The following is a 24,704-nucleotide window of genomic DNA, read 5'->3' as shown; positions in this document are numbered from 1 at the left end:
GCCAATCGGGCGGAAGAGATTACCCCGAGAGTGACGTACGTCAAACGCGGCGCGTCACCCACACCCCAGGGTACGAAGCGTCGCCGGGAAGTAGGCCCGCATGAACCTCTCGATGTCCCCCCGGTGGGCACGGTCACCCGGCTTGATCTTGGGGAGCTGGAGGGTGAGCGTGAAGTAGTTGCCACCCTTGGTCCTGCAGGGGGCTTGGGAGATGGCTCCGTCTGTGCCGATGAGGGTTTTTGCCGTGGCCTCGCTAATGCGCGGATTGGTGATCTGCGAGGTGGATCCGCTGCCGGTGGCCAGGTACATCAGATCAGTGGCGCTGTGGTCCCACGAAAAGCGGAACTCGAGTACGGGGTCATGCCCGGCCAGGAGCACGCAGGGGCCCGTGATCGTCTCGGGTCGATCGACACGGTTGTACTCATGCAGGTCGTCCGTGGACTTGACGAGCAGCCGTGTCAGTCCGGGATCGATCTGTGTCCCGCAGACGGCTCCGGGCATCTCCTGCGGAGCCGGAACGGCACAGGAAGCGCAAGCAGCGAACGCCAGCGAAACCAGCACAGTGCGAACGGCGCTCACGAGGGCCGCTCCCCGGACATGCCAGCCGCATGGGAGATGCCCACCTGAGCAGATCTGGTGATCTCCTCTTTGGGGTCGTAATACGGCTCGCCCGGGTCGTGGGTCTTCGCCCACTCGCCCGCGAGTGCCATCAGCTGCCCGTTCCGCCTGGAGTAGGTCTTGATGTTGTCTTGCGCCTGCTGTCCGTCGAGCCTCTCCTGCTCATCCGCGAGCCACTGGTCCGTCACATAGTCGAACCCGGCCTGTACGTCTTCGCTGACCACCGGGATGTAACTGATCGCCTTGTCGAACAGCGGCTTGCTCTCGAACTCGGCGGTCTCGGGGGACCCCGCCGCCTGGATCCGGGCCTCCTCCAGGAAGCCGACCGTCCGGCCGGCCCGGGTGAGGGACTCCGCTGACCTGGCCTGGTCGGAGTGGATGCTGGCCACCATCGCCTGGTTCAACCCCCCGTTCAATGTCCCGTAGGCATGCTCGTTCTTGGACACCTGTTTGGTTACCTCGAAGAGTCGGTCCTGTTGCAGGGGGGAGTGGCCGATGTCGATCTCGCTCATCGCCGCGTGCACCGTCGCGCCGTGGTTGACCAGCACGTTCGCCATCGGCCGGCGCAGGGACGGCGGGAAGTCGTCGCCCTGGTTCGAGAGGTGCTTCAGGGCTGAACTGAAGACCGCCTCGTTCGGCCCCGTGTGGGGCACGTAGTGCGCGTGCCGGTCCGCCGGGTCGATCCCCGTCGCCGCCGCCTGCAGCGCCGCCCCGAACCCCGCCCGGTCGTCCCCGTCCAGCCCGGCCGCATAGGTCCCCGTCTTCGCGCCCGCGTGCTCGTGCAGCACCACCTTCCAGTCCCGCTCTTCCACCAGGTACCGCATACGGTCGTCGGAGCCGAGGTAGTCCGCGGCCGTGTGCGGGTCCCGGCTCATCAGGGCCAGTGCCCCGTCCACCGGGTCGTTGGCGAACCAGCCGCCGTGCCCGCCGCTGTACGTGTCCTTCAGCCGCCAGATCCCCGGTTCCCGCCGCTCCGCCGCGATCATGTCGTCGGTGAGGTCCTCCAGCATGCGCGGCGCGTACCCGTGCCCCCGGGACATCAGGGTCACCAGCGACTGGTAACCCACCGCCCTGTCCAGCCGCTCCCCCTGCGCGTCCGTGGCGTAGTGCCGGACGCCGGCGCGCCGCACGGCGGCCCGCCAGTGCCGGTACCAGGGCGAGCGGGTGTCCCTCGTCGCCGTGGCGAGCGTGTTCGCGAGTCCCGACTCGATCGTCGCGTACGCCCCCGCCGACGCCCCGCCCCGTACGTGGACCAGGTCGTTCAGCTCGTTGGTCAGCGTGATCGTGCCCGCCGCGCCCAGGTCGTCCAGCAGGGTCCGGGAGAACGCCTCGTCACCGGAGTTGTCGCGGAACGTGCGCTCGAGTTCGGCGAGGTCGTGCCGCGACAGGTGGCCGCCCCGGCCGAGCCGGCCCAGCGCGTCCTCCGCGGCCAGCGCCTCGTACGTCTCGACGTCCCCCAGCGCCCGCCCGTTGAAGCCGCGGCTGCCGGCCAGGGGGTCCGCGTCGACGACCACGGCCGCGAGGGCGGTCTCGACGCCCGCGTCCGCGTCGGTCACGGCCCGGACGGCCGCGTCGACGCGGTCCTGCCAGGACCGTACGGTCGCCTCGTCCGGCTCCTTGGCGTGCGTGGGGTCGGCGCTGACCAGGCCGCGGTCCGACACCCGCAGCCCGGCCGCGCGGGCCTCCGCGAGCGCCGCCGTGAGTCTCCCCTTCAGCTCCGTGAAGCGTGCGTGCGCGTCGCGCAGCAGGGAGGCGATCGCCTTGGCCTCCGTCTGGGCGTACCGCAGTTCCGTGAGGGTGACGCCGAACCGGCCGTGGGCCGCCTCCGCGCTCATCCCGCTCCAGGACGGGCCCGCCGTGATGCCGTGGACGTCCCGGCGGTACGCCGTCTCCTGTTTGGCGATCTCCGCCGCCATGCCGTCCCAGCGCTCGGCGGCGCCGGTCAGCGCGGCCAGGTCGGTGCTCATGATCTCGTGGTACGTCGGCATGTCCCGGCCGTCCCCGTCAGTACAGGTCGAGCGCGGAGGTGCGCCGCAGGTCGCCGCCGACCGCGAGGTCCGCGCCGGTCAGCACCACGTTCGTCCGGTTCAGCGCGTCCTTCTCGGCGCCCAGCCGGTCCAGCAGGTTCCGCACCTGGTCGCCCCAGGCCGCGTGGGCCGCGCGCAGCGCCGGGGCGGTGAGCCAGCCGTGTCCGTCGCGTGCGCCGAACTCCTTCACCGCCGCGCCGGTCTCGTCGTCCGCCCACGCGCCGGCCCGGCGGGTGTCCGGCTCGATGTGGTCGTGCAGCGCCTTGGCGGCCGCCCGCTTCTCGGCCGGGGTGGACGCCAGTCTCCCCGCGCCCTGGCCGTACCCGCCGTGGCGGTGACCGCCGTGACCGTACCCGCCGTGGTTTCCTGCCGGACCGTCCACCGCTCGCCCCTCGCCGTATCGACGTCCACCGCCGGTACTTCAACCGGTGGGCGCCGATCTTCGTCACGGGGAGTTTCCCGGCCGCCGCGTTGACGTCGTCCGCGTTGACGTCGTCCGCGTTGACGTCGTACGAGGTGGCACGGGAGGTGGGGCGCCGGTGTCAGGCGGCCCGCCACAGCGCCGGGACCGACGGCGGTTCCCAGCCGGGCTGGGCCGTGTGGGCCTGGAGGCAGACGTAGCCGCGGCCCGCGTAGGTGACCCGGTCGCCGGCCCGGTAGGCGGTGCCCGCCGCCCAGGTGCCGTCCGACGGCGGGGTGCCGGTCGGGGTGGGTCCGGGGCCGGGTTCCTGGGGGACGTCCAGGACGAAGTCGAAGGCCGCCTCACGGCCGCCGTTGCCGTCGCGCACGGTCATCAGCAGCCGTGCGTCGTAGAGCGAGTCCGTGTTGTTGCGCGGTTCGTTCGGGAAGTACAGCTGGGTGGTCAGGACGGGCCGTCCCGGGGCCTGCACCTTCACGTGGATGTGCCGGGTGCGGCCGGGGTAGAGGCCGGGGACGATCGTCGTCAGCGCGAAGGAGCCGCGCGAGTCGGTGTACTGGTGTCCGCGCAGCCGGAACCCGGTGTTGTCGTAGGCGCCGTTGGTGTCGGCCTGCCAGAAGTCCAGCAGGGCGCCGGTGACCGGGAGGCAGGCGCGGCCGAAGACGTAGCCGGTCAGGGTCAGCCGGGTGCCGGGCAGTCCCGGTTCCAGCAGGCTGGTGCGCTGGGGCGAGTCGGGCTTGAAGTACGGGCCCTCGATCTGCTCGGGCGTGGGGTGGTCGCCGTCGTCGCAGGGCGGGGTGAGGGGCACGGCCGTGCCGGTGGTGGTGAGGGTGCGGGCCAGGGCCGGGCCGCCGGCGAGCGCGACGGGTATCGCCGCGGTGGCCGCCAGCGCGGCGCGTAAGACGGTCTTGCGGGCGACACGGCCGTTCGGCCTCGGCTCGGGCGTGCCCGCCGTACCGGCGTGGCCCATGCCCGCGTCGCGCACACCCGCGTCGTCCGTACCCGCGTCGTTCATGCCTGCGTTGTCCATGCCTGCTCCTTGTGGGGGGCGTCGGATCGGCAACGAACCTAGGCGCGGGTCCCCGGGGCTTCGATGGACTGGTGGTGGCGACTGTGGTGCTTTCGCCAGTCACCGGGGCTGCTGCCGGTCTCCCGCCGGAAGAAGCGGCAGAAGTAGGCGGGATCGGTGATCCCGACGCGGGCGGCGACCTGCCGTACGGGCAGGTCGGTGTGGGCCAGCAGGCGCTGGGCCCGGTATACGCGGGCCTCGATCAGCAGCCGGCCGGGACTGCGGCCGGTGGCCGCGCGCACCGCCTGGGTGAGGTGGCCCGCCGTCACGCCGAGCCTCTCCGCGCACTCCCGCACCGACCATGCCGCCGTCTCCGGCCGTGCGGTGAGCCGGGCGAACGCCTCGGCCAGCGCGGACGCCTCCCCCGGGACGGCCACCGCCCCCGAGGCGGGCGCCTTCGCCGGCGCGGGCGTCCTCCCCGGGACGGGCTCCCCCGGCGCAGGGGCCCTGCGCGGGTCCGGCACCGGTCCCGGGCCGGACCCGGGAGCGGTCAGCCGGGCCGTGCGGACCACGAGGACGTGCAGCAGGGCGCGCAGCACGGTCTCGTACCCGGCGGTCCGCTGCCGGTGCTCCGCCGCCAGCTCGGCCATCAGACGGCCGGTGCGCAGGTCGTCCTCGGCGCTCAGGTCCAGCCCGCAGGCCCCGGCGAGCCGCCGCAGCAGCCGCAGGTCCTCGGGGTGGTCCACCAGGAAGTCCTCGGTGAAGAGCGCGAGCGTGCCGTCGAGCCCCCGCTGGTCCTCCCAGCAGTGGATCTGCCCCGGCAGGATCACGACCAGTTGCGCGGGCCGCACCGGCCACCGGGCGAGGTCGACGACATGGGTGGCCGAACCGGCGGTGATGTGGACGATCTCGTAGAACGTGTGGCGGTGCGGCCGGTCGGCCCGGGACAGCGGGCCGACCTCGTCGAAGGAGCCCGCCGCGAACGGGGGCGCGTGCGGACCGGCGGTCTCCAGCCGGTGCAGGGGCGGCTCCCCGGCGCGCGGGGCGAGGCAGGGTGTGCCGGGCGGGACGGTGGTGCTGCGCATGATCCTCCCCAGAAAAGGTACAGACCAATCGAGGCGGGGTCACGATCCCACAGCCGTCCACCGGCGGCAATCGCCCCGGCGGCGGTGCGCCCCGGGGCCCCATCGGTCCGTACCAACCCCTTGCCCCCTCCTCCCCCGCGTCGCAAGCTCCCTTCATGGAGCTGGAGTTGCGGCATCTGAGGACCATCCGGACGATCGCGGAGGCGGGGAGTCTGACGCGGGCCGCCACCCTGCTCGGGCTCGCGCAGCCCGCCTTGAGCGCGCAGCTCCGGCGGATCGAACGGGCCCTCGGCGGGGCGCTGTTCGAGCGGGGGCGGCACGGTGTGCGAGCCACCGCGCTGGGCGAACTGGTACTGGAGCGCGCCCGGATCGTGCTGCCCGCGGTGAGCGGACTCCAGCAGGAGGCGGCCCGGTTCGCCCGGGCCCGGCGCGAGCCGGAGCGGCTTCGGCTGGGCGGCACGCACGGCCCGCTGCTGGGCGCGCTGGTGGACCGGCTGGCCGAGGCCGTGCCCGACGCCACCGTGACCACCCGCGCCTCCTGGTCCGAGCGCGAGCTGGCCGGACTGCTGGCGGAGGGACGGCTGGACTTCGCGCTGGCCGGCACCTGCGGCTCGGCCGCTCCGCCCGACGCGACCCAGCTCGTGTGGCGGGAGATCGCGGTGGACCCGGTGTTCGTGATGCTCCCCGCCGGGCACCGGCTGGCCGCGGCCGACGAGGTGGGACTCGCCGCGCTGGCCGGCGAGGACTGGGCCTGCGTGCCCGGTGACGGCTGCTTCGCGGACTGCTTCACCGCGGCGTGCGCGCGGACCGGGTTCGCCCCGCGCCGGATGTACGAGACGGACACCGCGTCCTGTGTGCACCTGGTCCAGGTCGGCCGGGCGGTGGGGCTGTGCCGGGCCACGTTCCCGACGACACCCGGCATCGCCACCCGGCCGCTGGCCGGCACTCCCCTGGTCTGGCGGCACGTGCTCGGCTGGCACCCGGAGACGCAGGCGCCGGACACCGCCGCGACCGTCCTGGCCGAGGCGCGCAGCGCGCACGCCGGGACGGCGGCGCGCAGCGACAGCTACGCGCACTGGCTCGCCGGCAACGACCGGCCCCCAGCCCCCTGAACGGGCCTCAACCGGCCTGGCCCGCAAGCGCGTTCCATAACACCGGGGCAGGGGGTCGGCTGGGTCTTATGCGGGCCGATCGGCTCTCCCTACGGTTTCGGCACCCCACCGAAACCGAGGAGATCCCCCATGCTCCACAGACATGCCCGGGCCGCCGGTGCCGCCGTGGCGGCGGCGGGCGCCCTGCTCGTGGCCGGGCTCAGCGGCTCCGCGAGCGCCGGTGTCCGCCCCGTCCCGCCCACCGCTCCCGGCGCCGCGCAGACGATGCGCACCGCCGACGCCCCGCCCGCCCTGCTGCGCGCGATGCGGCGGGACCTCGGCCTGACCGCGCCCCAGGCACGGCACCGGCTGGTGAACGAGGCCGAGGCGGGCGCCACCGCGGGCCGGCTGCGCGTGGCCCTCGGCGCGCGCTTCGCCGGCGCCTGGGTCCGGGGCGCGGAGTCGGGCACCCTCACCGTGGCGACGACCGACGCGCGGGACGCGGCGGCGATCCGGGCGCGCGGCGCCCGTGCGGTGGTCGTGCGGCACTCCCTGGCGTCGCTGGACGCGGCCAAGGGACGGCTCGACCGGGCCGCGGGCCGGCACGCGACCACCGACACCCCGGTCTGGTACGTGGACGTCCGCACGAACGCCCTCGTGGTTCAGGCGGTGCGCCCCGCCGCCGTACGGCCGCTGCTCGCCGCGGCGGGCGTCGACCCGGCCCTGGTCCGGAGCGTGAAGTCCGCCGAGCGGCCGCGGCCGCTGTACGACCTGCGGGGCGGGGACGCCTACTACATCGACAGCAGCACCCGGTGCTCGATCGGCTTCCCGGTCACCCGGGGCACCCAGCAGGGGTTCGCCTCGGCGGGGCACTGCGGCCGGGCGGGCAGCACCACCACCGGGTCCAACCGGGTGGCGCAGGGCACCTTCCAGGCGTCGGTGTTCCCCGGCAACGACATGTCGTGGGTGGCCGCCAACGGCAACTGGACGGCGACCCCGTACGTCAACGGCTCCAGCGCCCAGGTCACCGGTTCCACGCAGGCCACGGTGGGCGCGTCGGTGTGCCGCTCGGGATCGACCACCGGCTGGCACTGCGGCACCGTCCAGCAGCTGAACTCGAGCGTGACCTACCAGGAGGGCACGGTCAGCGGTGTCACCCGTACGTCGGTGTGCGCCGAGCCCGGCGACTCGGGCGGCTCCTTCATCTCCGGCAGCCAGGCGCAGGGCGTCACGTCGGGCGGCTCGGGCGACTGCACGAGCGGCGGGACGACGTTCTTCCAGCCCGTCAACCCGATCCTGCAGTCCTACGGGCTCACCCTGAAGACCACGGCGAGCGGCCCCGGCGACCCCGGGGACCCCGGCAACCCGGGCGGCACCTGGTCGGCGGGCACCGTCTACCAGGCCGGCGACACGGTGACGTACGGCGGCGCCGACTACCGCTGCCTCCAGGGCCACCAGGCCCAGCCCGGGTGGGAGCCCCCGAACGTCCCGGCCCTGTGGCAACGCGTGTGACCCACTGACCACCACCTGACGGGGGGCGGGACGGCCCGGGTGCGCAGCACGGCGCACCCGGGCCTCCTGCTGTCCGGCCCTGCTGTCCCGCGCGTCGCCGGGGACGCGCGAAGGGGCCCGCACGACCAAAGTCGTACGGGCCCCTCCGACAGCTACCAGGTCGAAGACCCGGGCCGGATCAGCTCAAGATCACTTGTTGATCTTGGTGACCTGGCCGGCGCCCACGGTCCGGCCACCCTCACGGATGGCGAACTTCAGGCCCTCCTCCATGGCGACGGGCTGGATGAGCTCCACCTTCATCTCGGTGTTGTCACCCGGCATGACCATCTCGGTGCCCTCGGGGAGGGTCACGACGCCGGTCACGTCCGTCGTACGGAAGTAGAACTGCGGACGGTAGTTGTTGAAGAACGGCGTGTGGCGGCCACCCTCGTCCTTGGACAGGATGTAGGCCTGCGCCTCGAACTCGGTGTGCGGGGTGACCGAGCCCGGCTTGATGATGACCTGGCCGCGCTCGACGTCCTCGCGCTTGATGCCGCGGAGCAGCAGACCGACGTTCTCACCGGCCTGGCCCTCGTCGAGCAGCTTGCGGAACATCTCGATGCCGGTGACCGTGGTGGTGGTCTTCTCGGTCTTGATGCCGATGATGTCGACGGTCTCGTTGACCTTGAGGACACCACGCTCGATACGACCGGTGACGACGGTGCCACGACCGGTGATCGTGAAGACGTCCTCGATCGGCATCAGGAACGGCTTGTCGACGTCACGCTCGGGCTCGGGGATGTTCTCGTCCACAGCCTGCATCAGGTTGAGGACGGACTGGCCCCACTCCTTGTCGCCCTCGAGGGCCTTGAGCGCGGAGACGCGGACGACCGGCAGGTCGTCGCCCGGGAACTCGTACTCGGAGAGGAGCTCACGGACCTCGAGCTCGACGAGCTCCAGGATCTCCTCGTCGTCCACCATGTCGGCCTTGTTCAGGGCGACGACGATGTACGGAACGCCGACCTGGCGGGCCAGGAGCACGTGCTCCTTGGTCTGCGGCATCGGGCCGTCGGTGGCGGCGACCACGAGGATGGCGCCGTCCATCTGGGCCGCACCCGTGATCATGTTCTTGATGTAGTCCGCGTGACCGGGGCAGTCGACGTGGGCGTAGTGACGGGTCTCCGTCTGGTACTCGACGTGCGCGATCGAGATGGTGATACCGCGCTGGCGCTCCTCAGGAGCCTTGTCGATCTGGTCGAACGCCGAGGCCTCGTTCAGGTCCGGGAACGCGTCGTGCAGCACCTTGGTAATGGCGGCCGTGAGGGTCGTCTTACCGTGGTCGATGTGACCGATGGTGCCGATGTTGACGTGCGGCTTAGTCCGCTCGAACTTCGCCTTCGCCACTGGGGTCCTCCTGTGGAGTGGTTCTGTACGCCTTACTTCATCGGCGCCAGGTGATCTTTGCTGGAAAGCCCGGAACCCGGGGCAAACACCCGTGTTTGCGGTTGTTTGCCCCACGAGGCTCCGGAGTCAAGCCTAAAGCGTGTGAACGCGGTGCGTTACTCGCCCTTGGCCTTCGCGATGATCTCCTCGGCGACGTTCCGCGGAACCTCGGCGTAGGAGTCGAACTGCATGGAGTAGCTGGCCCGGCCGGACGTCTTGCTGCGCAGGTCGCCGACGTAACCGAACATCTCCGAGAGGGGCACGAGACCCTTCACGACGCGGGCACCGGCCCGCTCCTCCATGGCCTGGATCTGGCCACGGCGGGAGTTGATGTCGCCGATGACCTCACCCATGTAGTCCTCGGGCGTGGTGACCTCGACGGCCATCATCGGCTCGAGCAGCACAGGGCTGGCCTTGCGCGCGGCCTCCTTGAAGGCCTGCGAGCCGGCGATCTTGAAGGCGAGCTCGGAGGAGTCGACCTCGTGGTAGCCACCGTCGATCAGCGTGACGCGCACGCCGGTCATCTCGTAGCCCGCGAGGATGCCGAACTGCATGGCCTCCTGCGCGCCGGCGTCCACCGAAGGGATGTACTCCTTCGGGATACGGCCACCGGTGACCTTGTTCACGAACTCGTACGAGGCGTCGCCGCCCTCGATCGGCTCGATCGCGATCTGCACCTTGGCGAACTGGCCGGTACCACCAGTCTGCTTCTTGTGCGTGTAGTCGACGCGCTCGACGGCCTTGCGGATCGTCTCGCGGTACGCGACCTGCGGCTTGCCGACGTTGGCCTCGACCTTGAACTCACGGCGCATACGGTCGACCAGCACCTCGAGGTGCAGCTCGCCCATGCCACCGATGATGGTCTGGCCGGTCTCCTCGTCCGAGTGGACCTGGAAGGACGGGTCCTCCTCGGCCAGGCGCTGGATCGCGACGCCCAGCTTCTCCTGGTCGCCCTTGGACTTGGGCTCGATGGCGACCTGGATGACCGGCGCCGGGAAGTCCATGGACTCCAGGATGACCGGGGCCTTGTCGTCACACAGCGTCTCACCGGTCGTGGTCTGCTTCAGACCCATGACGGCGATGATGTCGCCGGCGCCCACCGAGTCGATCTCCTCACGCTTGTTCGCGTGCATGCGGTAGATCTTGCCGATGCGCTCCTTCTTGCCCTTGACGGAGTTCAGCACCGAGGTGCCGGACTCCAGGCGGCCCGAGTAGACCCGGACGAAGGTGAGCTTGCCCAGGTGCGGGTCGCTCATGATCTTGAAGGCCAGAGCCGACAGGGGCTCCTCGTCGGACGGCTTGCGCTTGACGACCGTCTCCGGGTCCTTCACGTCGTGGCCCTCGATGGCCTCGACGTCCAGGGGGGAGGGGAGGTAGCGCACGACCGCGTCGAGCAGGGGCTGGACGCCCTTGTTCTTGAACGCGGTGCCGCAGAACACCGGGGTGACCGTGGTGTCCTTGGACTTGCCGGACGCGATGGTGATGCGACGGATCGCGGCGTACAGCTGCTCCACGGAGGGCTCGGTGCCCTCCAGGTACAGCTCCATGATCTCTTCGTCGTTCTCGGCCACGGCCTCGAGCAGCTTGCCGCGGTACTCCTCGGCAGCCTCGGTGTGCGTGTCCGGGATGTCGACGACGTCGTACATCTCGCCCTTGGTGGCCTCGGCGGACCAGACCAGGGCCTTCATCGTCACGAGGTCGACGACGCCCTTGAAGTCGGCCTCGGCACCGATCGGGAGCTGCATCACGATCGGCTGAGCGCCGAGGCGGTCAGAGATCATGTCGACGCAGCGGTGGAACTCCGCACCGGTCCGGTCGAGCTTGTTGACGAAGCAGATGCGCGGGACGCCGTAGCGGTCCGCCTGACGCCACACGGTCTCGGACTGGGGCTCGACGCCGGCGACGCCGTCGAACACCGTCACGGCACCGTCGAGCACGCGCAGGGAACGCTCCACCTCGACGGTGAAGTCGACGTGGCCCGGCGTGTCGATGATGTTGATGGTGTGGTCGACGTCTTCGAGCGGCCAGTGACAGGTGGTGGCAGCAGAGGTGATCGTGATGCCACGCTCCTGCTCCTGCTCCATCCAGTCCATGGTGGCAGCGCCGTCGTGGACCTCACCGATCTTGTAAGACACACCGGTGTAGAACAGGATCCGCTCGGTGGTGGTCGTCTTGCCCGCGTCGATGTGGGCCATGATCCCAATGTTGCGGACCTTGGCCAGGTCAAGTGAAGTGGTAGCCATAAGGCTTCAGTCTTCTCTCGGTCTCGATGTGGGTAGCGACTACCAGCGGTAGTGCGCGAAGGCCTTGTTGGACTCGGCCATCTTGTGCGTGTCCTCGCGCTTCTTCACAGCGGCACCGAGGCCGTTGGAGGCGTCGAGAAGCTCGTTGAGCAGACGCTCGGTCATGGTCTTCTCGCGACGGGCGCGGGAGTAACCGACCAGCCAGCGCAGCGCGAGCGTGTTGGCACGACCGGGCTTGACCTCGATCGGAACCTGGTACGTCGCACCACCGACACGGCGGGACTTGACCTCGAGGGTCGGCTTGATGTTCTCCAGCGCGCGCTTCAGCGTGATGACCGGGTCGTTGCTGGTCTTCTCGCGCAGGCCCTCCATGGCGCCGTACACGATGCGCTCGGCGGTGGAGCGCTTGCCGTTCAGCAGCACCTTGTTGATGAGGGAGGTCACCAGAGGAGAACCGTAGACCGGGTCGATGATGACCGGGCGCTTCGGGGCGGGGCCCTTACGAGGCATTCTTACTTCTCCTTCTTGGCGCCGTAGCGGCTGCGGGCCTGCTTGCGGTTCTTGACACCCTGGGTGTCGAGCGAACCGCGGATGATCTTGTAACGAACACCGGGCAGGTCCTTCACACGGCCGCCGCGCACGAGCACGATGGAGTGCTCCTGCAGGTTGTGTCCCTCACCCGGAATGTAAGCGGTGACCTCGATCCCGCTGGTCAGACGCACACGCGCGACCTTACGCAGGGCCGAGTTCGGCTTCTTCGGGGTGGTCGTGAACACGCGCGTGCAGACGCCGCGACGCTGAGGGGAACCCTCGAGTGCGGGCGTCTTGTTCTTCTCGACCTTGTCCTGCCGGCCCTTGCGGACCAGCTGCTGGATCGTAGGCACTACTTCTCCGGTTTCTGTGTGCCGAGTAAAGCTAACCTGGAACTACTCCGACCCACGCGGTCGGGTGTGTCGAATCCCGCAGACCTTCGCCGCCAGGCGAAGAGGGCGCAGATTACGGTGGCCGGTGACGGCTCGCTGTGCGGTTGAAGGCACGCACGAGAGCCAGGGCACACCCCAGGCACAAGGTCTGAGCGTACCTACCTCATTCGCTGTGGTCAAAACAAATGGAGTCCAGCGCCCTTCCGGCGCTCCCGGCGTGCGCATCCGGGCGGTCGGGCTTACCCTCCGCGATCTTCGAAGCGGACTCCGGACAGGCTCCGCGCACCGGCCGGCGACCGCTCCAGGGGCCCCTGAGCAGCCTCAGACGGCCGCGCACCCCGTCGCCGCCCCGGACCACCCACGCCCGGACGCGGGGCCCCACAACGCCGAAGGGCGGCCACCCCACGGGGTGACCGCCCTTCGGTTCAAGCTGCCCGCTTACTGGTTGTACGGACCGTAGTCGTAGTCCTCCAGCGGAACGGCCTGGCCGGAGCCGGTGCCGAACGGCGAGTAGTCGATGTCGTCGTAGCCGACGGCCGAGTACATCGCGGCCTTGGCCTCCTCGGTCGGCTCGACCCGGATGTTGCGGTAGCGGGACAGACCCGTACCGGCCGGGATGAGCTTACCGATGATGACGTTCTCCTTGAGGCCGATGAGGCTGTCGGACTTGGCGTTGATCGCCGCGTCCGTCAGAACTCGGGTCGTCTCCTGGAAGGAGGCGGCCGACAGCCAGGACTCCGTCGCCAGCGAGGCCTTGGTGATACCCATCAGCTGCGGACGACCGGAGGCCGGGTGACCGCCCTCCTGGACCACACGACGGTTCTCGGTCTCGAACTTCGAACGCTCGACCAGCTCGCCCGGCAGCAGCTCCGCGTCGCCGGACTCGATGATCGTCACACGGCGCAGCATCTGCCGGATGATGATCTCGATGTGCTTGTCGTGGATCGACACACCCTGCGAGTTGTAGACCTTCTGGACCTCGCCGACCAGGTGGACCTGGACGGCACGCTGACCCAGGATGCGCAGCACGTCGTGCGGGTTGGTGGCACCCACGGTGAGCTGCTGGCCCACCTCGACGTGATCGCCCTCGCGGACCAGGACCTTGGCACGCTTCGAGATCGGGAACGCCGTCTCGTCGCTGCCGTCGTCCGGGGTGACGACGAGCTTCTTGGTCTTCTCGGTCTCCTCGATCCGCACGCGGCCGGAGGCCTCGGAGATCGGGGCGACACCCTTCGGGGTACGGGCCTCGAAGAGCTCGACGACACGGGGCAGACCCTGGGTGATGTCGTCACCGGCCACACCACCGGTGTGGAAGGTACGCATCGTCAGCTGGGTACCGGGCTCACCGATGGACTGGGCGGCGATGATGCCGACCGCCTCACCGATGTCGACCAGCTTGCCGGTGGCCAGCGAACGGCCGTAGCACATCGCGCAGGTACCGACGGCGGACTCGCAGGTCAGGACCGAGCGGGTCTTGACCTCCTCGACGCCACGGCCGACGAGCTCCTCGATGAGGACGTCGCCCAGGTCGGTGCCGGCCGGGGCCAGGACCTGACCGTCGACCACGATGTCCTCGGCGAGGCAGCGCGCGTACACGGACGTCTCGACGTCGTCCGTCTTGCGCAGCACGCCGTCCGCGCCGCGGTCGGCGATCCGCAGCTTCAGACCGCGCTCGGTGCCGCAGTCCTCCTCGCGGATGATGACGTCCTGCGAGACGTCCACCAGACGACGGGTCAGGTAACCCGAGTCGGCGGTACGCAGGGCGGTGTCCGCCAGACCCTTACGGGCACCGTGCGTGGAGATGAAGTACTCCAGCACGGACAGGCCCTCACGGAAGGACGCCTTGATCGGACGCGGGATGGTCTCGTTCTTCGCGTTCGACACCAGACCACGCATACCGGCGATCTGCCGCATCTGCATCATGTTTCCTCGGGCACCCGAGTCAACCATCATGAAGATGGGGTTCGTCTTGGGGAAGTTCTCGTTCATCGCCTCGGCGACCTCGTTGGTCGCCTTGGTCCAGATCGCGATGAGCTCCTGCGTGCGCTCTTCCTTGGTGATCAGACCGCGCTCGTACTGCTTCTGGACCTTCTCGTCCTGCGCCTCGTACCCGCGGACGATCTCCTTCTTCGCCTCGGGAACGACGACGTCGGAGATGGCCACGGTGACACCGGAACGGGTCGCCCAGAAGAAGCCGGCCGCCTTCAGGTTGTCGAGCGTCGCCGCCACGATGACCTTGGGGTAGCGCTCGGCCAGGTCGTTGACGATCTCGGAGAGCTGCTTCTTGCCCACCGAGTAGTCGACGAACGGGTAGTCCTCGGGCAGCAGCTCGTTGAAGAGCGCGCGGCCCAGCGTGGTGCGCAGGCGGAACGAGTCACCCTGCTGCCACTCGGGCTCGCCCTCCTCGCGGGCCGGCGGGGTCCAGCCGCGCGGCGGGATGGTGCCCACCGGGAAGCGGATGTCGATCTGCGACTGCAGCGCCAGCTCGCCGGCGTCGAACGCCATGATCGCCTCGGCCGTGGAGCCGAACGCGCGGCCCTCGCCCTTGGTGTCACGCAGCTCGCCGTCGGTGGTGAGGAAGAACAGACCGAGGACCATGTCCTGGGTCGGCATCGTCACCGGGCGGCCGTCGGCCGGCTTGAGGATGTTGTTCGAGGACAGCATCAGGATGCGGGCCTCGGCCTGCGCCTCCGCGGACAGCGGCAGGTGCACGGCCATCTGGTCACCGTCGAAGTCCGCGTTGAACGCGGTGCAGACGAGCGGGTGGATCTGGATGGCCTTGCCCTCGACCAGCTGCGGCTCGAAGGCCTGGATGCCGAGGCGGTGCAGGGTGGGAGCACGGTTCAGCAGCACCGGGTGCTCGGCGATGACCTCTTCGAGGACGTCGTACACGACCGTGCGGCCGCGCTCCACCATGCGCTTGGCGCTCTTGATGTTCTGCGCGTGGTTCAGGTCGACCAGGCGCTTCATCACGAACGGCTTGAAGAGCTCCAGCGCCATCGCCTTGGGCAGACCGCACTGGTGCAGCTTCAGCTGCGGACCGACGACGATCACGGAACGCGCGGAGTAGTCCACACGCTTGCCGAGCAGGTTCTGACGGAATCGACCCTGCTTGCCCTTCAGCATGTCGCTGAGGGACTTCAGCGGGCGGTTGCCGGGACCGGTGACCGGCCGGCCGCGACGACCGTTGTCGAAGAGGGCGTCCACGGCCTCCTGGAGCATGCGCTTCTCGTTGTTCACGATGATCTCGGGCGCGCCGAGGTCGAGAAGCCGCTTCAGGCGGTTGTTGCGGTTGATGACACGGCGGTACAGGTCGTTCAGGTCGGAGGTCGCGAAGCGGCCACCGTCGAGCTGCACCATCGGACGCAGGTCCGGCGGGATGACCGGGACGCAGTCCAGGACCATGCCCTTGGGGCTGTTGGACGTCTGCAGGAACGCGGAGACGACCTTCAGCCGCTTCAGGGCGCGGGTCTTCTTCTGGCCCTTGCCGGTGCGGATGATCTCGCGGAGCTTCTCGGCCTCCTCGTCGAGGTCGAAGGACTCCAGGCGCTTCTGCAGCGCCGCGGCACCCATCGAGCCGTCGAAGTACGTGCCGAAGCGGTCACGCAGCTCGCGGTAGAGCAGCTCGTCGCCCTCGAGGTCCTGGACCTTGAGGTTCTTGAACCGGGTCCACACCTCGTCGAGGCGGTCGATCTCGCGCTGCGCGCGGTCGCGCAGCTGCTTCATCTCGCGCTCCGCGCCCTCGCGCACCTTGCGGCGCACGTCGGCCTTGGCGCCCTCGGCCTCCAGCTCGGCCAGGTCGGTCTCGAGCTTCTTGGCGCGGGCCTCGAGGTCGGCGTCGCGGCGGTTCTCGATCTGCTGGCGCTCCACGGAGACGTGCGCCTCCAGGGAGGGCAGGTCGCGGGTCCGGCGCTCCTCGTCGACGTACGTGATCATGTACGCCGCGAAGTAGATGACCTTCTCGAGGTCCTTCGGCGCCAGGTCCAGCAGGTAGCCGAGGCGCGAGGGGACACCCTTGAAGTACCAGATGTGCGTGACGGGAGCCGCCAGCTCGATGTGGCCCATCCGCTCACGGCGCACCTTGGCGCGCGTGACCTCGACGCCACAGCGCTCGCAGATGATGCCCTTGAAGCGGACACGCTTGTACTTGCCGCAGTAGCACTCCCAGTCCCGGGTCGGACCGAAGATCTTCTCGCAGAAGAGTCCGTCCTTCTCGGGCTTCAGGGTGCGGTAGTTGATGGTCTCGGGCTTCTTGACCTCGCCGTGGCTCCACTGACGGATGTCGTCAGCGGTGGCCAGGCCGATCCGGAGCTCGTCGAAGAAGTTGACGTCGAGCACTATGCGTCAATCCCTCTCAGGGTCGTAAGTCTGTGGTCTGAAACGGGGGCCTGGGGGTCGGCGGGGGCCTCACACGGTGGCGAGGCCCCTACCGGACTCCCGTCAGACCTCTTCGACGCTGCTCGGCTCGCGCCGGGACAGGTCGATACCGAGCTCCTCCGCAGCGCGGAAGACGTCCTCGTCGGTGTCGCGCATCTCGATGGACATACCGTCGCTGGACAGCACCTCCACGTTCAGGCAGAGCGACTGCATCTCCTTGATGAGCACCTTGAAGGACTCGGGGATGCCGGGCTCGGGGATGTTCTCGCCCTTGACGATGGCCTCGTAGACCTTCACGCGGCCGGTCACGTCGTCGGACTTGATCGTCAGCAGCTCCTGGAGCGCGTAGGCGGCGCCGTAGGCCTCGAGGGCCCACACCTCCATCTCGCCGAACCGCTGGCCACCGAACTGCGCCTTACCACCCAGCGGCTGCTGGGTGATCATCGAGTACGGACCGGTCGAGCGGGCGTGCAGCTTGTCGTCGACCAGGTGGTGCAGCTTCAGGATGTACATGTAGCCGACCGAGATCGGGTCCGGGAACGGCTCACCGCTGCGGCCGTCGAACAGCCGCGCCTTACCGGTCGGGAGCACCATGCGCTCGCCGTCGCGGTTCGGGATGGTGTGCTGCAGCAGACCCGCCAGCTCGTCCTCACGGGCACCGTCGAACACCGGGGTGGCGACGTTGGTGCCGGGAGCGACGGAGTCGGCGCCGATCGCCTGGAGGCGCTGGGCCCACTCCTCCGCGAGGCCGGAGACGTCCCAGCCGCGGCTGGCGAGCCAGCCGAGGTGGATCTCCAGGACCTGTCCCGGGTTCATTCGGGACGGCACACCCAGCGGGTTGAGGATGATGTCGACCGGGGTGCCGTCCTCCAGGAACGGCATGTCCTCGATCGGCAGGATCTTGGAGATGACACCCTTGTTGCCGTGACGGCCGGCGAGCTTGTCACCGTCGGTGATCTTGCGCTTCTGCGCGACGTAGACGCGGACCAGCTGGTTCACGCCCGGCGGCAGCTCGTCGCCCTCCTCGCGGTCGAAGACGCGCACACCGATGACCTTGCCGATCTCGCCGTGCGGCACCTTCAGCGAGGTGTCACGGACCTCACGGGCCTTCTCACCGAAGATCGCGCGCAGCAGGCGCTCCTCGGGGGTCAGCTCGGTCTCACCCTTCGGGGTCACCTTGCCGACGAGGATGTCACCGGCGACGACCTCCGCACCGATACGGATGATGCCGCGCTCGTCGAGGTCGGCGAGGACCTCCTCGGAGACGTTCGGGATGTCCCGGGTGATCTCCTCGGGGCCGAGCTTGGTGTCACGGGCGTCGACCTCGTGCTCCTCGATGTGGATCGAGGAGAGGACGTCGTCCTGCACGAGGCGCTGCGACAGGATGATCGCGTCCTCGTAGTTGTGACCCTCCCACGGCATGAACGCCACGAGCAGGTTCTTGCCCAGGGCCATCTCGCCGTTCTCGGTGGCCGGGCCGTCCGCGAGCACCTGGCCCGTGACGATCCGGTCGCCCTCGTCGACGACGACCTTCTGGTTGACCGAGGTGCCCTGGTTGGACCGGGAGAACTTGTGCAGGCGGTACGTGATGTACGTGCCGTCGTCGTTGGCCGTGGTGATGTAGTCCGCGGAGACCTCCTGGACCACACCGTCCTTCTCGGCCTTGACCACGTCGCCGGCGTCGACCGCGGAGCGGTACTCCATGCCGGTGCCGACGAGCGGCGCCTCGGACTTGATGAGCGGCACGGCCTGGCGCATCATGTTCGCGCCCATGAGGGCACGGTTGGCGTCGTCGTGCTCGAGGAACGGGATCATGGCGGTCGCGACCGACACCATCTGGCGCGGCGAGACGTCCATGTAGTCGACGTCCTCGGGGCTGACGTAGTCGACCTCACCGCCGCGGCGGCGGACCAGGACACGCGCCTCGGCGAACCGCAGTTCGTCGTTGAGCGTGGCGTTGGCCTGCGCGATGACGAAGCGGTCCTCCTCGTCGGCGGTCAGGTAGTCGACCTCGTCGGTGACCTGGCCGTCGTTGACCTTGCGGTACGGCGTCTCGACGAAACCGAACGCGTTGACGCGGCCGTAGGAGGCGAGCGAGCCGATCAGACCGATGTTCGGGCCTTCGGGCGTCTCGATCGGGCACATGCGGCCGTAGTGCGAGGGGTGCACGTCACGGACCTCGAAGCCGGCCCGCTCACGGGAGAGACCACCCGGGCCAAGGGCCGACAGGCGGCGCTTGTGGGTGAGACCCGACAGCGGGTTGTTCTGGTCCATGAACTGCGACAGCTGGCTGGTGCCGAAGAACTCCTTGATGGAGGCGACGACCGGCCGGATGTTGATCAGGGTCTGCGGCGTGATCGCCTCGACGTCCTGGGTCGTCATGCGCTCGCGCACGACACGCTCCATACGGGCGAGACCCGTACGGACCTGGTTCTGGATCAGCTCGCCGACGCTGCGCAGGCGCCGGTTGCCGAAGTGGTCGATGTCGTCCGTCTCGACAACGATGGAGCCGCCGTTGTCGCCGGTGGTCTCGGTCTCGCCGGCGTGCAGCTGCACCAGGTACTTGATCGTCGAGATGATGTCCTCGACGGTCAGGATGCCCGCGTCGAGCGGAGCGTCCGCGCCCAGCTTCTTGTTGACCTTGTAACGGCCGACCTTGGCCAGGTCGTAGCGCTTGGGGTTGAAGTACAGGTTCTCGAGCAGCGTCTGCGCGGCCTCGCGCGTGGGGGGCTCGCCCGGACGCAGCTTGCGGTAGATGTCGAGCAGCGCGTCGTCCTGGCCCTGGGTGTGGTCCTTCTCCAGGGTGGCGCGCATCGACTCGTAGTCGCCGAACTCCTCGAGGATCTGCTCGGTCGTCCAGCCGAGCGCCTTCAGCAGCACGGTGACCGACTGCTTGCGCTTGCGGTCGATGCGGACACCGACCATGTCACGCTTGTCGATCTCCATCTCCAGCCAGGCACCCCGGGACGGGATGATCTTGGCGGAGAAGATGTCCTTGTCGGACGTCTTGTCGATCGAGGAATCGAAGTAGACACCGGGGGAACGGACCAGCTGAGACACCACGACACGCTCGGTGCCGTTGATGACGAAGGTGCCCTTGTTCGTCATGAGCGGGAAGTCGCCCATGAAGACCGTCTGGGACTTGATCTCACCGGTCTCGTTGTTGGTGAACTCGGCGGTGACGAAGAGCGGGGCGGCGTACGTGAAGTCGCGGTCCTTGCACTCGTCGATGGAGTTCTTCGGCGGCTCGAAGCGGTGGTCCCGGAAGGTCAGGGACATCGACCCGGAGAAGTCCTCGATCGGGGAGATCTCCTCGAAGATCTCCTCCAGACCGGACTTGGTGGGGACGTCCTGACCGTTCTCAAGAGCCTCCTCGACCCGACTCTGCCAGGCGGTGTTGCCGAGCAGCCAGTCAAAGCTCTCGGTCTGCAGCGCGAGCAGGTTCGGAACCTCGAGAGGCTCCTTGATCTTTGCAAAGGAGATGCGCAGCGGGGCGGTGCTGGCGCCGTTGTTCGTATTCGCGGTCGAGGCGTTGCGCGAGGCGGCCAAGAGGGGGTCCTTCCGAGGGCTCGGACTCACTACGCGCGTGCCGGTCCCTCGACGTGCACGGAGACGGAAACCCCAGGTCAGAGGAGATTCGGTCTACGGTGCTCGAGTGAGGGCAGACCCCTGGTGACGGGCAGGGGACAACTAACAGGCAGCGCAAAGGGTCAGTGTAGCCACTTGGCACACTGATGTCCAGCGCGGGTTTTTGTAGACCCTCGTAGTGCTCAACGCCCTCGTCAACGCCCTCGGCATGCTTGCCCTCAACGCACGTTCATACTGCCCTCTTCGCCGTCGATCCATGCCTCGGATACGGATCCTTGTGACGACGCGTCCTGAGAATTGCGCGCTGCGTGCGGTTCGTCAAGGCCCCCCTGCCCAAACGAGACTGGCCGGAGACACAACGAAGATCACCATACCCCTCGCCGTCACGAGTGCAAGGCAACCGAAGCCGACCTCCGGATACGCCGAAGAGCGACCACCCGGATGGATGATCGCTCTTCGGTGCGTTCGCGTTACAGCCTCAGGAGGCCGCAATCAGCGTGCTGAGGTTCGAGGAACCCCGGAAGGTCTTACTTGACCTCGACGGAGGCGCCGGCGCCCTTGAGGGACTCGGCGGCCTTCTCGGCGGCGTCCTTGGCGACCTTCTCGAGAACGGGCTTCGGGGCGCCGTCCACGAGGTCCTTGGCCTCCTTCAGACCCAGGGAGGTCAGCTCACGCACGACCTTGATGACCTGGATCTTCTTGTCGCCGGCACCGGTGAGGATGACGTCGAACTCGTCCTTCTCCTCCTCGGCCTCGGCGGCACCGGCACCGGCGCCACCGGCCACGACGACCGGCGCGGCGGCGGCGGCGGTGACGTCGAACTTCTCCTCGAAGGCCTTCACGAACTCGGAGAGCTCGATGAGGGTCATCTCCTCGAACTGCGCGAGCAGGTCTTCCTGGCTGAGCTTCGCCATGATGGGCGATCCTTCCACTAATTCGGCGGGTGCCGGATGTACTGGGTGTGGCGGGCGTACGTCGGCCCGCTGCGACCCTCGCCGCGTCAGGCGGCCAGAGTCAGAAAGCGAGCCGAGTTACTCGGCACCGCCCTGCTCGTCCTGCTTGGCCCGAAGCGCGTCCACGGTGCGGACGAGCTTCGACGGGAGCGCCTGGAAGACAGAGGCAGCCTGGGACTGCTTGCCCTTGAACGCACCGGCCAGCTTGGAGAGCAGAACCTCGCGGGACTCGAGGTCCGCAAGCTTCTTGATCTCATCGGCGGACAGCGCCTTGCCGTCAAGGACACCGCCCTTGATGATGAGATTCGGGTTGTCCTTGGCGAAGTCACGGAGACCCTTCGCCGACTCCACCGGGTCACCGGTGACGAAGGCGACGGCCGTCGGACCAGCGAAGAGCTGGTCGTCCAGCGTGATCCCGGCCTCGTTGGCCGCAATCTTGGTCAGCGTGTTCTTCACCACGGCGTACTGGGCGTTCTCACCGAGCGACCGGCGCAGCGTCTTGAGCTGCGCCACGGTGAGACCGCGGTACTCGGTCAGCACGGCGGCGTTGGAGCTGCGGAACTTGTCCGTCAGCTCCGCAACCGCGGCAGCCTTGTCGGGCCTCGCCATAGAGCCTCGGCCTCCTTCCGGGTGATTCGGACCGCGCGGACCCGAAGGAGGACTGGGGAAAACGAAACGCCCCGGCGCAGGCGCTCGGGGCGGACTCGACCGGCCGCACACACTCAGGGCGTGTACTCCGGGAGTTCTTCCACAGTCACCTGCGCGGGTCGTCCACTCTTCAGCGGATCCTTCGGCCACCGCACCCTCGGGGGAGCGCACGGCAACGACCAGCGGTCTTTGGCTTCGGTAGGAGAGTACGGGACCGGGGCGCCGTCGAGCAAATCGGGCTCCGGGGGCGCCGCCGCGGCCGTCCCGCGGGGCGCCCGGACGGGCCGCCCCGCGGGCACGCGCGCCGGCCCGCGGCCGGCGCGCGGCGGGTCAGGAGACGGTGCCGGAGCCGGTGCCGCCCGTGACGCCGCCGGACTTCATGAGGTCCTTGAAGTCCTTGGTGTCGCCGGCCGGGGGCGCCTCGGCGGAGACCTTCACGCCGTAGTCGGTGTAGTAGGCCGTGCTGGTCATGACGCCGTTCGCGGTGGTCGCCTTCTCGATCTTCTTGACCAGCAGGCTCTGGTCGTTGACCCAGATGTCGACGGTCTCGGTGGTGACGCCCGCCTGGCTGAGCTGCTTCTTCAGGCCGGCCAGCTGCTCGGCGGTGAGGTTGCTGTTCTTGCCGGCGAGGTCGGCGACCTGGACCGTGCCCGCGTAGTGCGTGGCGTCCGTGCCGGAGACCTTCTCCTTGCCGACCTTCTTCACGTCGCCCGAGGCCAGCAGCAGCTTCACCGACTGGTTCGGCGTGGTGTTCTGCATCTGGTCCTTGATGTACGCGCCGGAGCCGCCGCCGAACTTGGCGAGGTCGTCGTAGGCGTACCTGATCCAGTGCTTGCCGAACTGCTGGGCGAACTTGTCGCTCATCTTCGCGTAGTAGGCGTCCGGCAGGTAGCGGGCCTGCATCGACGTGGAGCCGGCCTGGCGCATGGCGTCGGCCATCTTGCCGCCGGTGTACGTGATGGTGAGGTTGCCCTTGAGACCGCCGCCCCAGGCGAGGGCGCCGTCGGCGGTCATCGACATGGTGTCGCCGAGGGAGGTGCTGGAGCGGACCTTGGCGGACTCGGCCTTGTCGGTGGACTGCTCGGCGGAGCGCAGGGCGGCGAGCGGGCTCATGTCCGTGACGGTCTTGCCGACGGCCTTGTCGCCCTTGTCCGAGCCGCAGGCGGCCAGTCCCGTCAGCGCGGCCACCACCGCGACGGAAAGGCTCACCCGGCGTACGGTCCTGCTGTTCATGTCGTCCCACCCCTATGCGAGAGTCCTGTGCCTGCACGCTGGGCCAGGCCAATGACAGTCGTGCGAAAGGTCGCACACAGAAAGGACGGGCCCCGCACCCGGAAGGTTCCAGGTGCGGGGCCCGCCCTCGCTCACGCGTCGCTGACGCGGCTGCCGGTGGAGCCGGGGGCTCAGACGGCGGCCGGGTCCTCCTCGACGAGGAGGTTGCGGGTGCGGTTGGGGTCGACCGGAATGCCGGGGCCCATCGTGGTGGTGATGGCGGCCTTCTTGATGTAGCGACCCTTGGCGGCGGACGGCTTCAGACGGAGGATCTCCTCCAGCGCGGCGCCGTAGTTCTCCACCAGCTTGTCGTCGTCGAAGGACGCCTTGCCGATGATGAAGTGCAGGTTCGAGTGCTTGTCGACGCGGAACTCGATCTTGCCGCCCTTGATGTCCGTGACGGCCTTGGCCACGTCGGGGGTGACGGTGCCGGTCTTCGGGTTCGGCATCAGACCACGCGGGCCGAGGACGCGGCCGAGGCGGCCGACCTTGCCCATGAGGTCCGGGGTGGCGACGACGGCGTCGAAGTCCAGACGGCCCTTCGCCACCTCGTCGATCAGTTCGTCGGAGCCGACGATGTCGGCGCCCGCGGCCTCCGCGGCCGCAGCACGGTCACCGGTCGCGAAGACCAGGACCCGGGCAGTCTTGCCGGTGCCGTGCGGCAGGTTCACGGTGCCACGGACCATCTGGTCGGCCTTGCGCGGGTCGACACCCAGGCGGAAGGCGACCTCGACGGTGCCGTCGAACTTGGTCGTGGAGGTCTCCTTGGCGAGACGGACGGCCTCGAGCGGGGCGTACAGCTTCTCCCGGTCGATCTTGGCGTCCGCAGCGCGGAGAGCCTTGCTGCGCTTGCTCACAACTTGCTCCTGTGTGTTCTGAAAGGAGTCGTGGTATCCGGGCCGAGCAGGCCCTGCCACGTGCGACCGGCTACGGCCGCATGGACTACTGGGGGTGGGGTCAGCCCTCGACCGTGATGCCCATGGAGCGGGCGGTGCCGGCGATGATCTTCGACGCGGCGTCCAGGTCGTTCGCGTTGAGGTCGGGCATCTTGGTCTCGGCGATCTCGCGGACCTGGGCCTCGGTGATCTTGGCGACCTTGGTCTTGTGCGGCTCGCCGGAGCCCTTCTCGACACCCGCGGCCTTGAGGATCATCTTCGCGGCCGGCGGCGTCTTGGTGACGAAGGTGAAGGAGCGGTCCTCGTAGACCGTGATCTCCACCGGGATGACCCAGCCACGCTGCGACTCGGTCGCGGCGTTGTAGGCCTTGCAGAACTCCATGATGTTGACGCCGTGCTGACCGAGCGCGGGGCCGACCGGCGGGGCGGGGTTCGCCGCACCGGCGTTGATCTGGAGCTTGATGAGCCCCGTGACCTTCTTCTTCTTGGGAGGCATAGCTCTCCGGGTCCTTTCGATTCGGGTCCTGCCGGCATCCGGGGACCACCCGGACGCAGGCATACCGCACAACGATAACGGGTATAGATGCGCGGCCAAAAACCGTGCAGGTCAGACGGGCTGAAG

Annotated in this window: 18 protein-coding genes; 2 read left to right on the top strand and 16 right to left on the bottom strand. The window is 68.9% G+C overall.

Annotation, left to right across the window (positions count from 1 at the left end; genetic code table 11):
* Positions 1-54: 54 nt before the first annotated feature.
* The 5 genes from B446_RS22160 to B446_RS22140 form a co-directional block, all read right to left on the bottom strand.
* Entirely contained in the window at positions 55-579 is a 525-nt protein-coding gene (locus B446_RS22160; RefSeq protein WP_020941671.1) for a hypothetical protein, read from the bottom strand.
* A complete protein-coding gene (locus B446_RS22155) occupies positions 576-2,606 on the bottom strand; it encodes a hypothetical protein (RefSeq protein WP_020941670.1) in 2,031 nt (676 codons plus the stop codon). The genes B446_RS22160 and B446_RS22155 overlap by 4 nt, the downstream gene beginning before the upstream one ends.
* A 16-nt stretch (positions 2,607-2,622) precedes the next feature.
* A complete protein-coding gene (locus B446_RS22150) occupies positions 2,623-3,027 on the bottom strand; it encodes a hypothetical protein (RefSeq protein WP_020941669.1) in 405 nt (134 codons plus the stop codon).
* Positions 3,028-3,187: 160 nt separating this feature from the next.
* Positions 3,188-4,033 carry a carbohydrate-binding protein gene (locus tag B446_RS22145; protein ID WP_052352341.1) on the bottom strand — a complete coding sequence of 282 codons (846 nt, stop codon included), beginning with the start codon at positions 4,031-4,033 and terminating at the stop codon, positions 3,188-3,190.
* 98 nt (positions 4,034-4,131) lie between these two features.
* The gene (locus B446_RS22140) at positions 4,132-5,157 is read right to left on the bottom strand and encodes an AraC family transcriptional regulator (protein ID WP_020941667.1); all 1,026 of its coding nucleotides are present in this window, start codon (positions 5,155-5,157) and stop codon (positions 4,132-4,134) included.
* 155 nt (positions 5,158-5,312) lie between these two features.
* Between B446_RS22140 and B446_RS22135 the strand changes: the two genes are divergently transcribed.
* Both B446_RS22135 and B446_RS22130 read left to right on the top strand, forming a co-directional pair.
* Positions 5,313-6,269 carry a LysR family transcriptional regulator gene (locus tag B446_RS22135; protein WP_020941666.1) on the top strand — a complete coding sequence of 319 codons (957 nt, stop codon included), beginning with the start codon at positions 5,313-5,315 and terminating at the stop codon, positions 6,267-6,269.
* 129 nt (positions 6,270-6,398) lie between these two features.
* Entirely contained in the window at positions 6,399-7,760 is a 1,362-nt protein-coding gene (locus B446_RS22130) for a carbohydrate-binding protein (protein WP_020941665.1), read from the top strand.
* 189 nt (positions 7,761-7,949) lie between these two features.
* Here B446_RS22130 and tuf read toward each other — a convergent pair whose 3' ends face one another.
* The 11 genes from tuf to rplK form a co-directional block, all read right to left on the bottom strand.
* Positions 7,950-9,143: an elongation factor Tu gene (tuf, locus tag B446_RS22125; RefSeq protein ID WP_020941664.1), complete on the bottom strand. Its 1,194-nt coding sequence runs from the start codon at positions 9,141-9,143 to the stop codon at positions 7,950-7,952.
* 155 nt (positions 9,144-9,298) lie between these two features.
* On the bottom strand, positions 9,299-11,425 hold the full coding sequence (fusA, locus tag B446_RS22120) for an elongation factor G (protein ID WP_020941663.1): 2,127 nt from the start codon (positions 11,423-11,425) through the stop codon (positions 9,299-9,301).
* A gap of 39 nt (positions 11,426-11,464) precedes the next feature.
* Positions 11,465-11,935 carry a 30S ribosomal protein S7 gene (gene rpsG / locus B446_RS22115; RefSeq protein WP_005481264.1) on the bottom strand — a complete coding sequence of 157 codons (471 nt, stop codon included), beginning with the start codon at positions 11,933-11,935 and terminating at the stop codon, positions 11,465-11,467.
* A 2-nt stretch (positions 11,936-11,937) separates the two neighbouring features.
* Positions 11,938-12,309: a 30S ribosomal protein S12 gene (rpsL, locus tag B446_RS22110; protein ID WP_003948652.1), complete on the bottom strand. Its 372-nt coding sequence runs from the start codon at positions 12,307-12,309 to the stop codon at positions 11,938-11,940.
* A gap of 477 nt (positions 12,310-12,786) precedes the next feature.
* Complete coding sequence (locus tag B446_RS22105) at positions 12,787-16,686, bottom strand: DNA-directed RNA polymerase subunit beta' (RefSeq protein WP_020941662.1); 3,900 nt, start codon at positions 16,684-16,686, stop codon at positions 12,787-12,789.
* Between the two features lie 102 nt (positions 16,687-16,788).
* Positions 16,789-20,274 carry a DNA-directed RNA polymerase subunit beta gene (rpoB, locus tag B446_RS22100; protein WP_020941661.1) on the bottom strand — a complete coding sequence of 1,162 codons (3,486 nt, stop codon included), beginning with the start codon at positions 20,272-20,274 and terminating at the stop codon, positions 16,789-16,791.
* A 566-nt stretch (positions 20,275-20,840) separates the two neighbouring features.
* Positions 20,841-21,227 carry a 50S ribosomal protein L7/L12 gene (gene rplL / locus B446_RS22095; RefSeq protein ID WP_020941660.1) on the bottom strand — a complete coding sequence of 129 codons (387 nt, stop codon included), beginning with the start codon at positions 21,225-21,227 and terminating at the stop codon, positions 20,841-20,843.
* 117 nt (positions 21,228-21,344) lie between these two features.
* On the bottom strand, positions 21,345-21,875 hold the full coding sequence (gene rplJ / locus B446_RS22090; protein ID WP_020941659.1) for a 50S ribosomal protein L10: 531 nt from the start codon (positions 21,873-21,875) through the stop codon (positions 21,345-21,347).
* Positions 21,876-22,244: 369 nt separating this feature from the next.
* Entirely contained in the window at positions 22,245-23,147 is a 903-nt protein-coding gene (locus B446_RS22085; RefSeq protein WP_043476214.1) for a hypothetical protein, read from the bottom strand.
* Positions 23,148-23,317: 170 nt separating this feature from the next.
* The gene (gene rplA / locus B446_RS22080; RefSeq protein ID WP_020941657.1) at positions 23,318-24,043 is read right to left on the bottom strand and encodes a 50S ribosomal protein L1; all 726 of its coding nucleotides are present in this window, start codon (positions 24,041-24,043) and stop codon (positions 23,318-23,320) included.
* Positions 24,044-24,143: 100 nt separating this feature from the next.
* Positions 24,144-24,578, bottom strand: a complete 435-nt coding sequence (rplK, locus tag B446_RS22075; RefSeq protein ID WP_020941656.1) for a 50S ribosomal protein L11 — start codon at positions 24,576-24,578, stop codon at positions 24,144-24,146.
* Between the last annotated feature and the right edge of the window lie 126 nt (positions 24,579-24,704).

It is taken from the genome of Streptomyces collinus Tu 365 (genome assembly GCF_000444875.1).
In the GTDB taxonomy this organism is placed as follows: domain Bacteria; phylum Actinomycetota; class Actinomycetes; order Streptomycetales; family Streptomycetaceae; genus Streptomyces; species Streptomyces collinus_A.
The sequence above is the reverse complement of the archived record's forward strand: the minus strand, read 5'-3'. Positions and strand labels throughout refer to the sequence as shown.

Coding starts and splice junctions, on each gene's coding strand:
- fusA (WP_020941663.1), bottom strand. CDS start 11,425: ATGGCTACCACTTCACTTGACCTGGCCAAGGTCCGCAACATTGGGATC.
- B446_RS22135 (WP_020941666.1), top strand. CDS start 5,313: ATGGAGCTGGAGTTGCGGCATCTGAGGACCATCCGGACGATCGCGGAG.
- B446_RS22140 (WP_020941667.1), bottom strand. CDS start 5,157: ATGCGCAGCACCACCGTCCCGCCCGGCACACCCTGCCTCGCCCCGCGC.
- B446_RS22085 (WP_043476214.1), bottom strand. CDS start 23,147: ATGAACAGCAGGACCGTACGCCGGGTGAGCCTTTCCGTCGCGGTGGTG.
- rpsG (WP_005481264.1), bottom strand. CDS start 11,935: ATGCCTCGTAAGGGCCCCGCCCCGAAGCGCCCGGTCATCATCGACCCG.
- rplL (WP_020941660.1), bottom strand. CDS start 21,227: ATGGCGAAGCTCAGCCAGGAAGACCTGCTCGCGCAGTTCGAGGAGATG.
- B446_RS22145 (WP_052352341.1), bottom strand. CDS start 4,033: ATGGGCCACGCCGGTACGGCGGGCACGCCCGAGCCGAGGCCGAACGGC.
- B446_RS22130 (WP_020941665.1), top strand. CDS start 6,399: ATGCTCCACAGACATGCCCGGGCCGCCGGTGCCGCCGTGGCGGCGGCG.
- rplK (WP_020941656.1), bottom strand. CDS start 24,578: ATGCCTCCCAAGAAGAAGAAGGTCACGGGGCTCATCAAGCTCCAGATC.
- B446_RS22155 (WP_020941670.1), bottom strand. CDS start 2,606: ATGCCGACGTACCACGAGATCATGAGCACCGACCTGGCCGCGCTGACC.
- rplJ (WP_020941659.1), bottom strand. CDS start 21,875: ATGGCGAGGCCCGACAAGGCTGCCGCGGTTGCGGAGCTGACGGACAAG.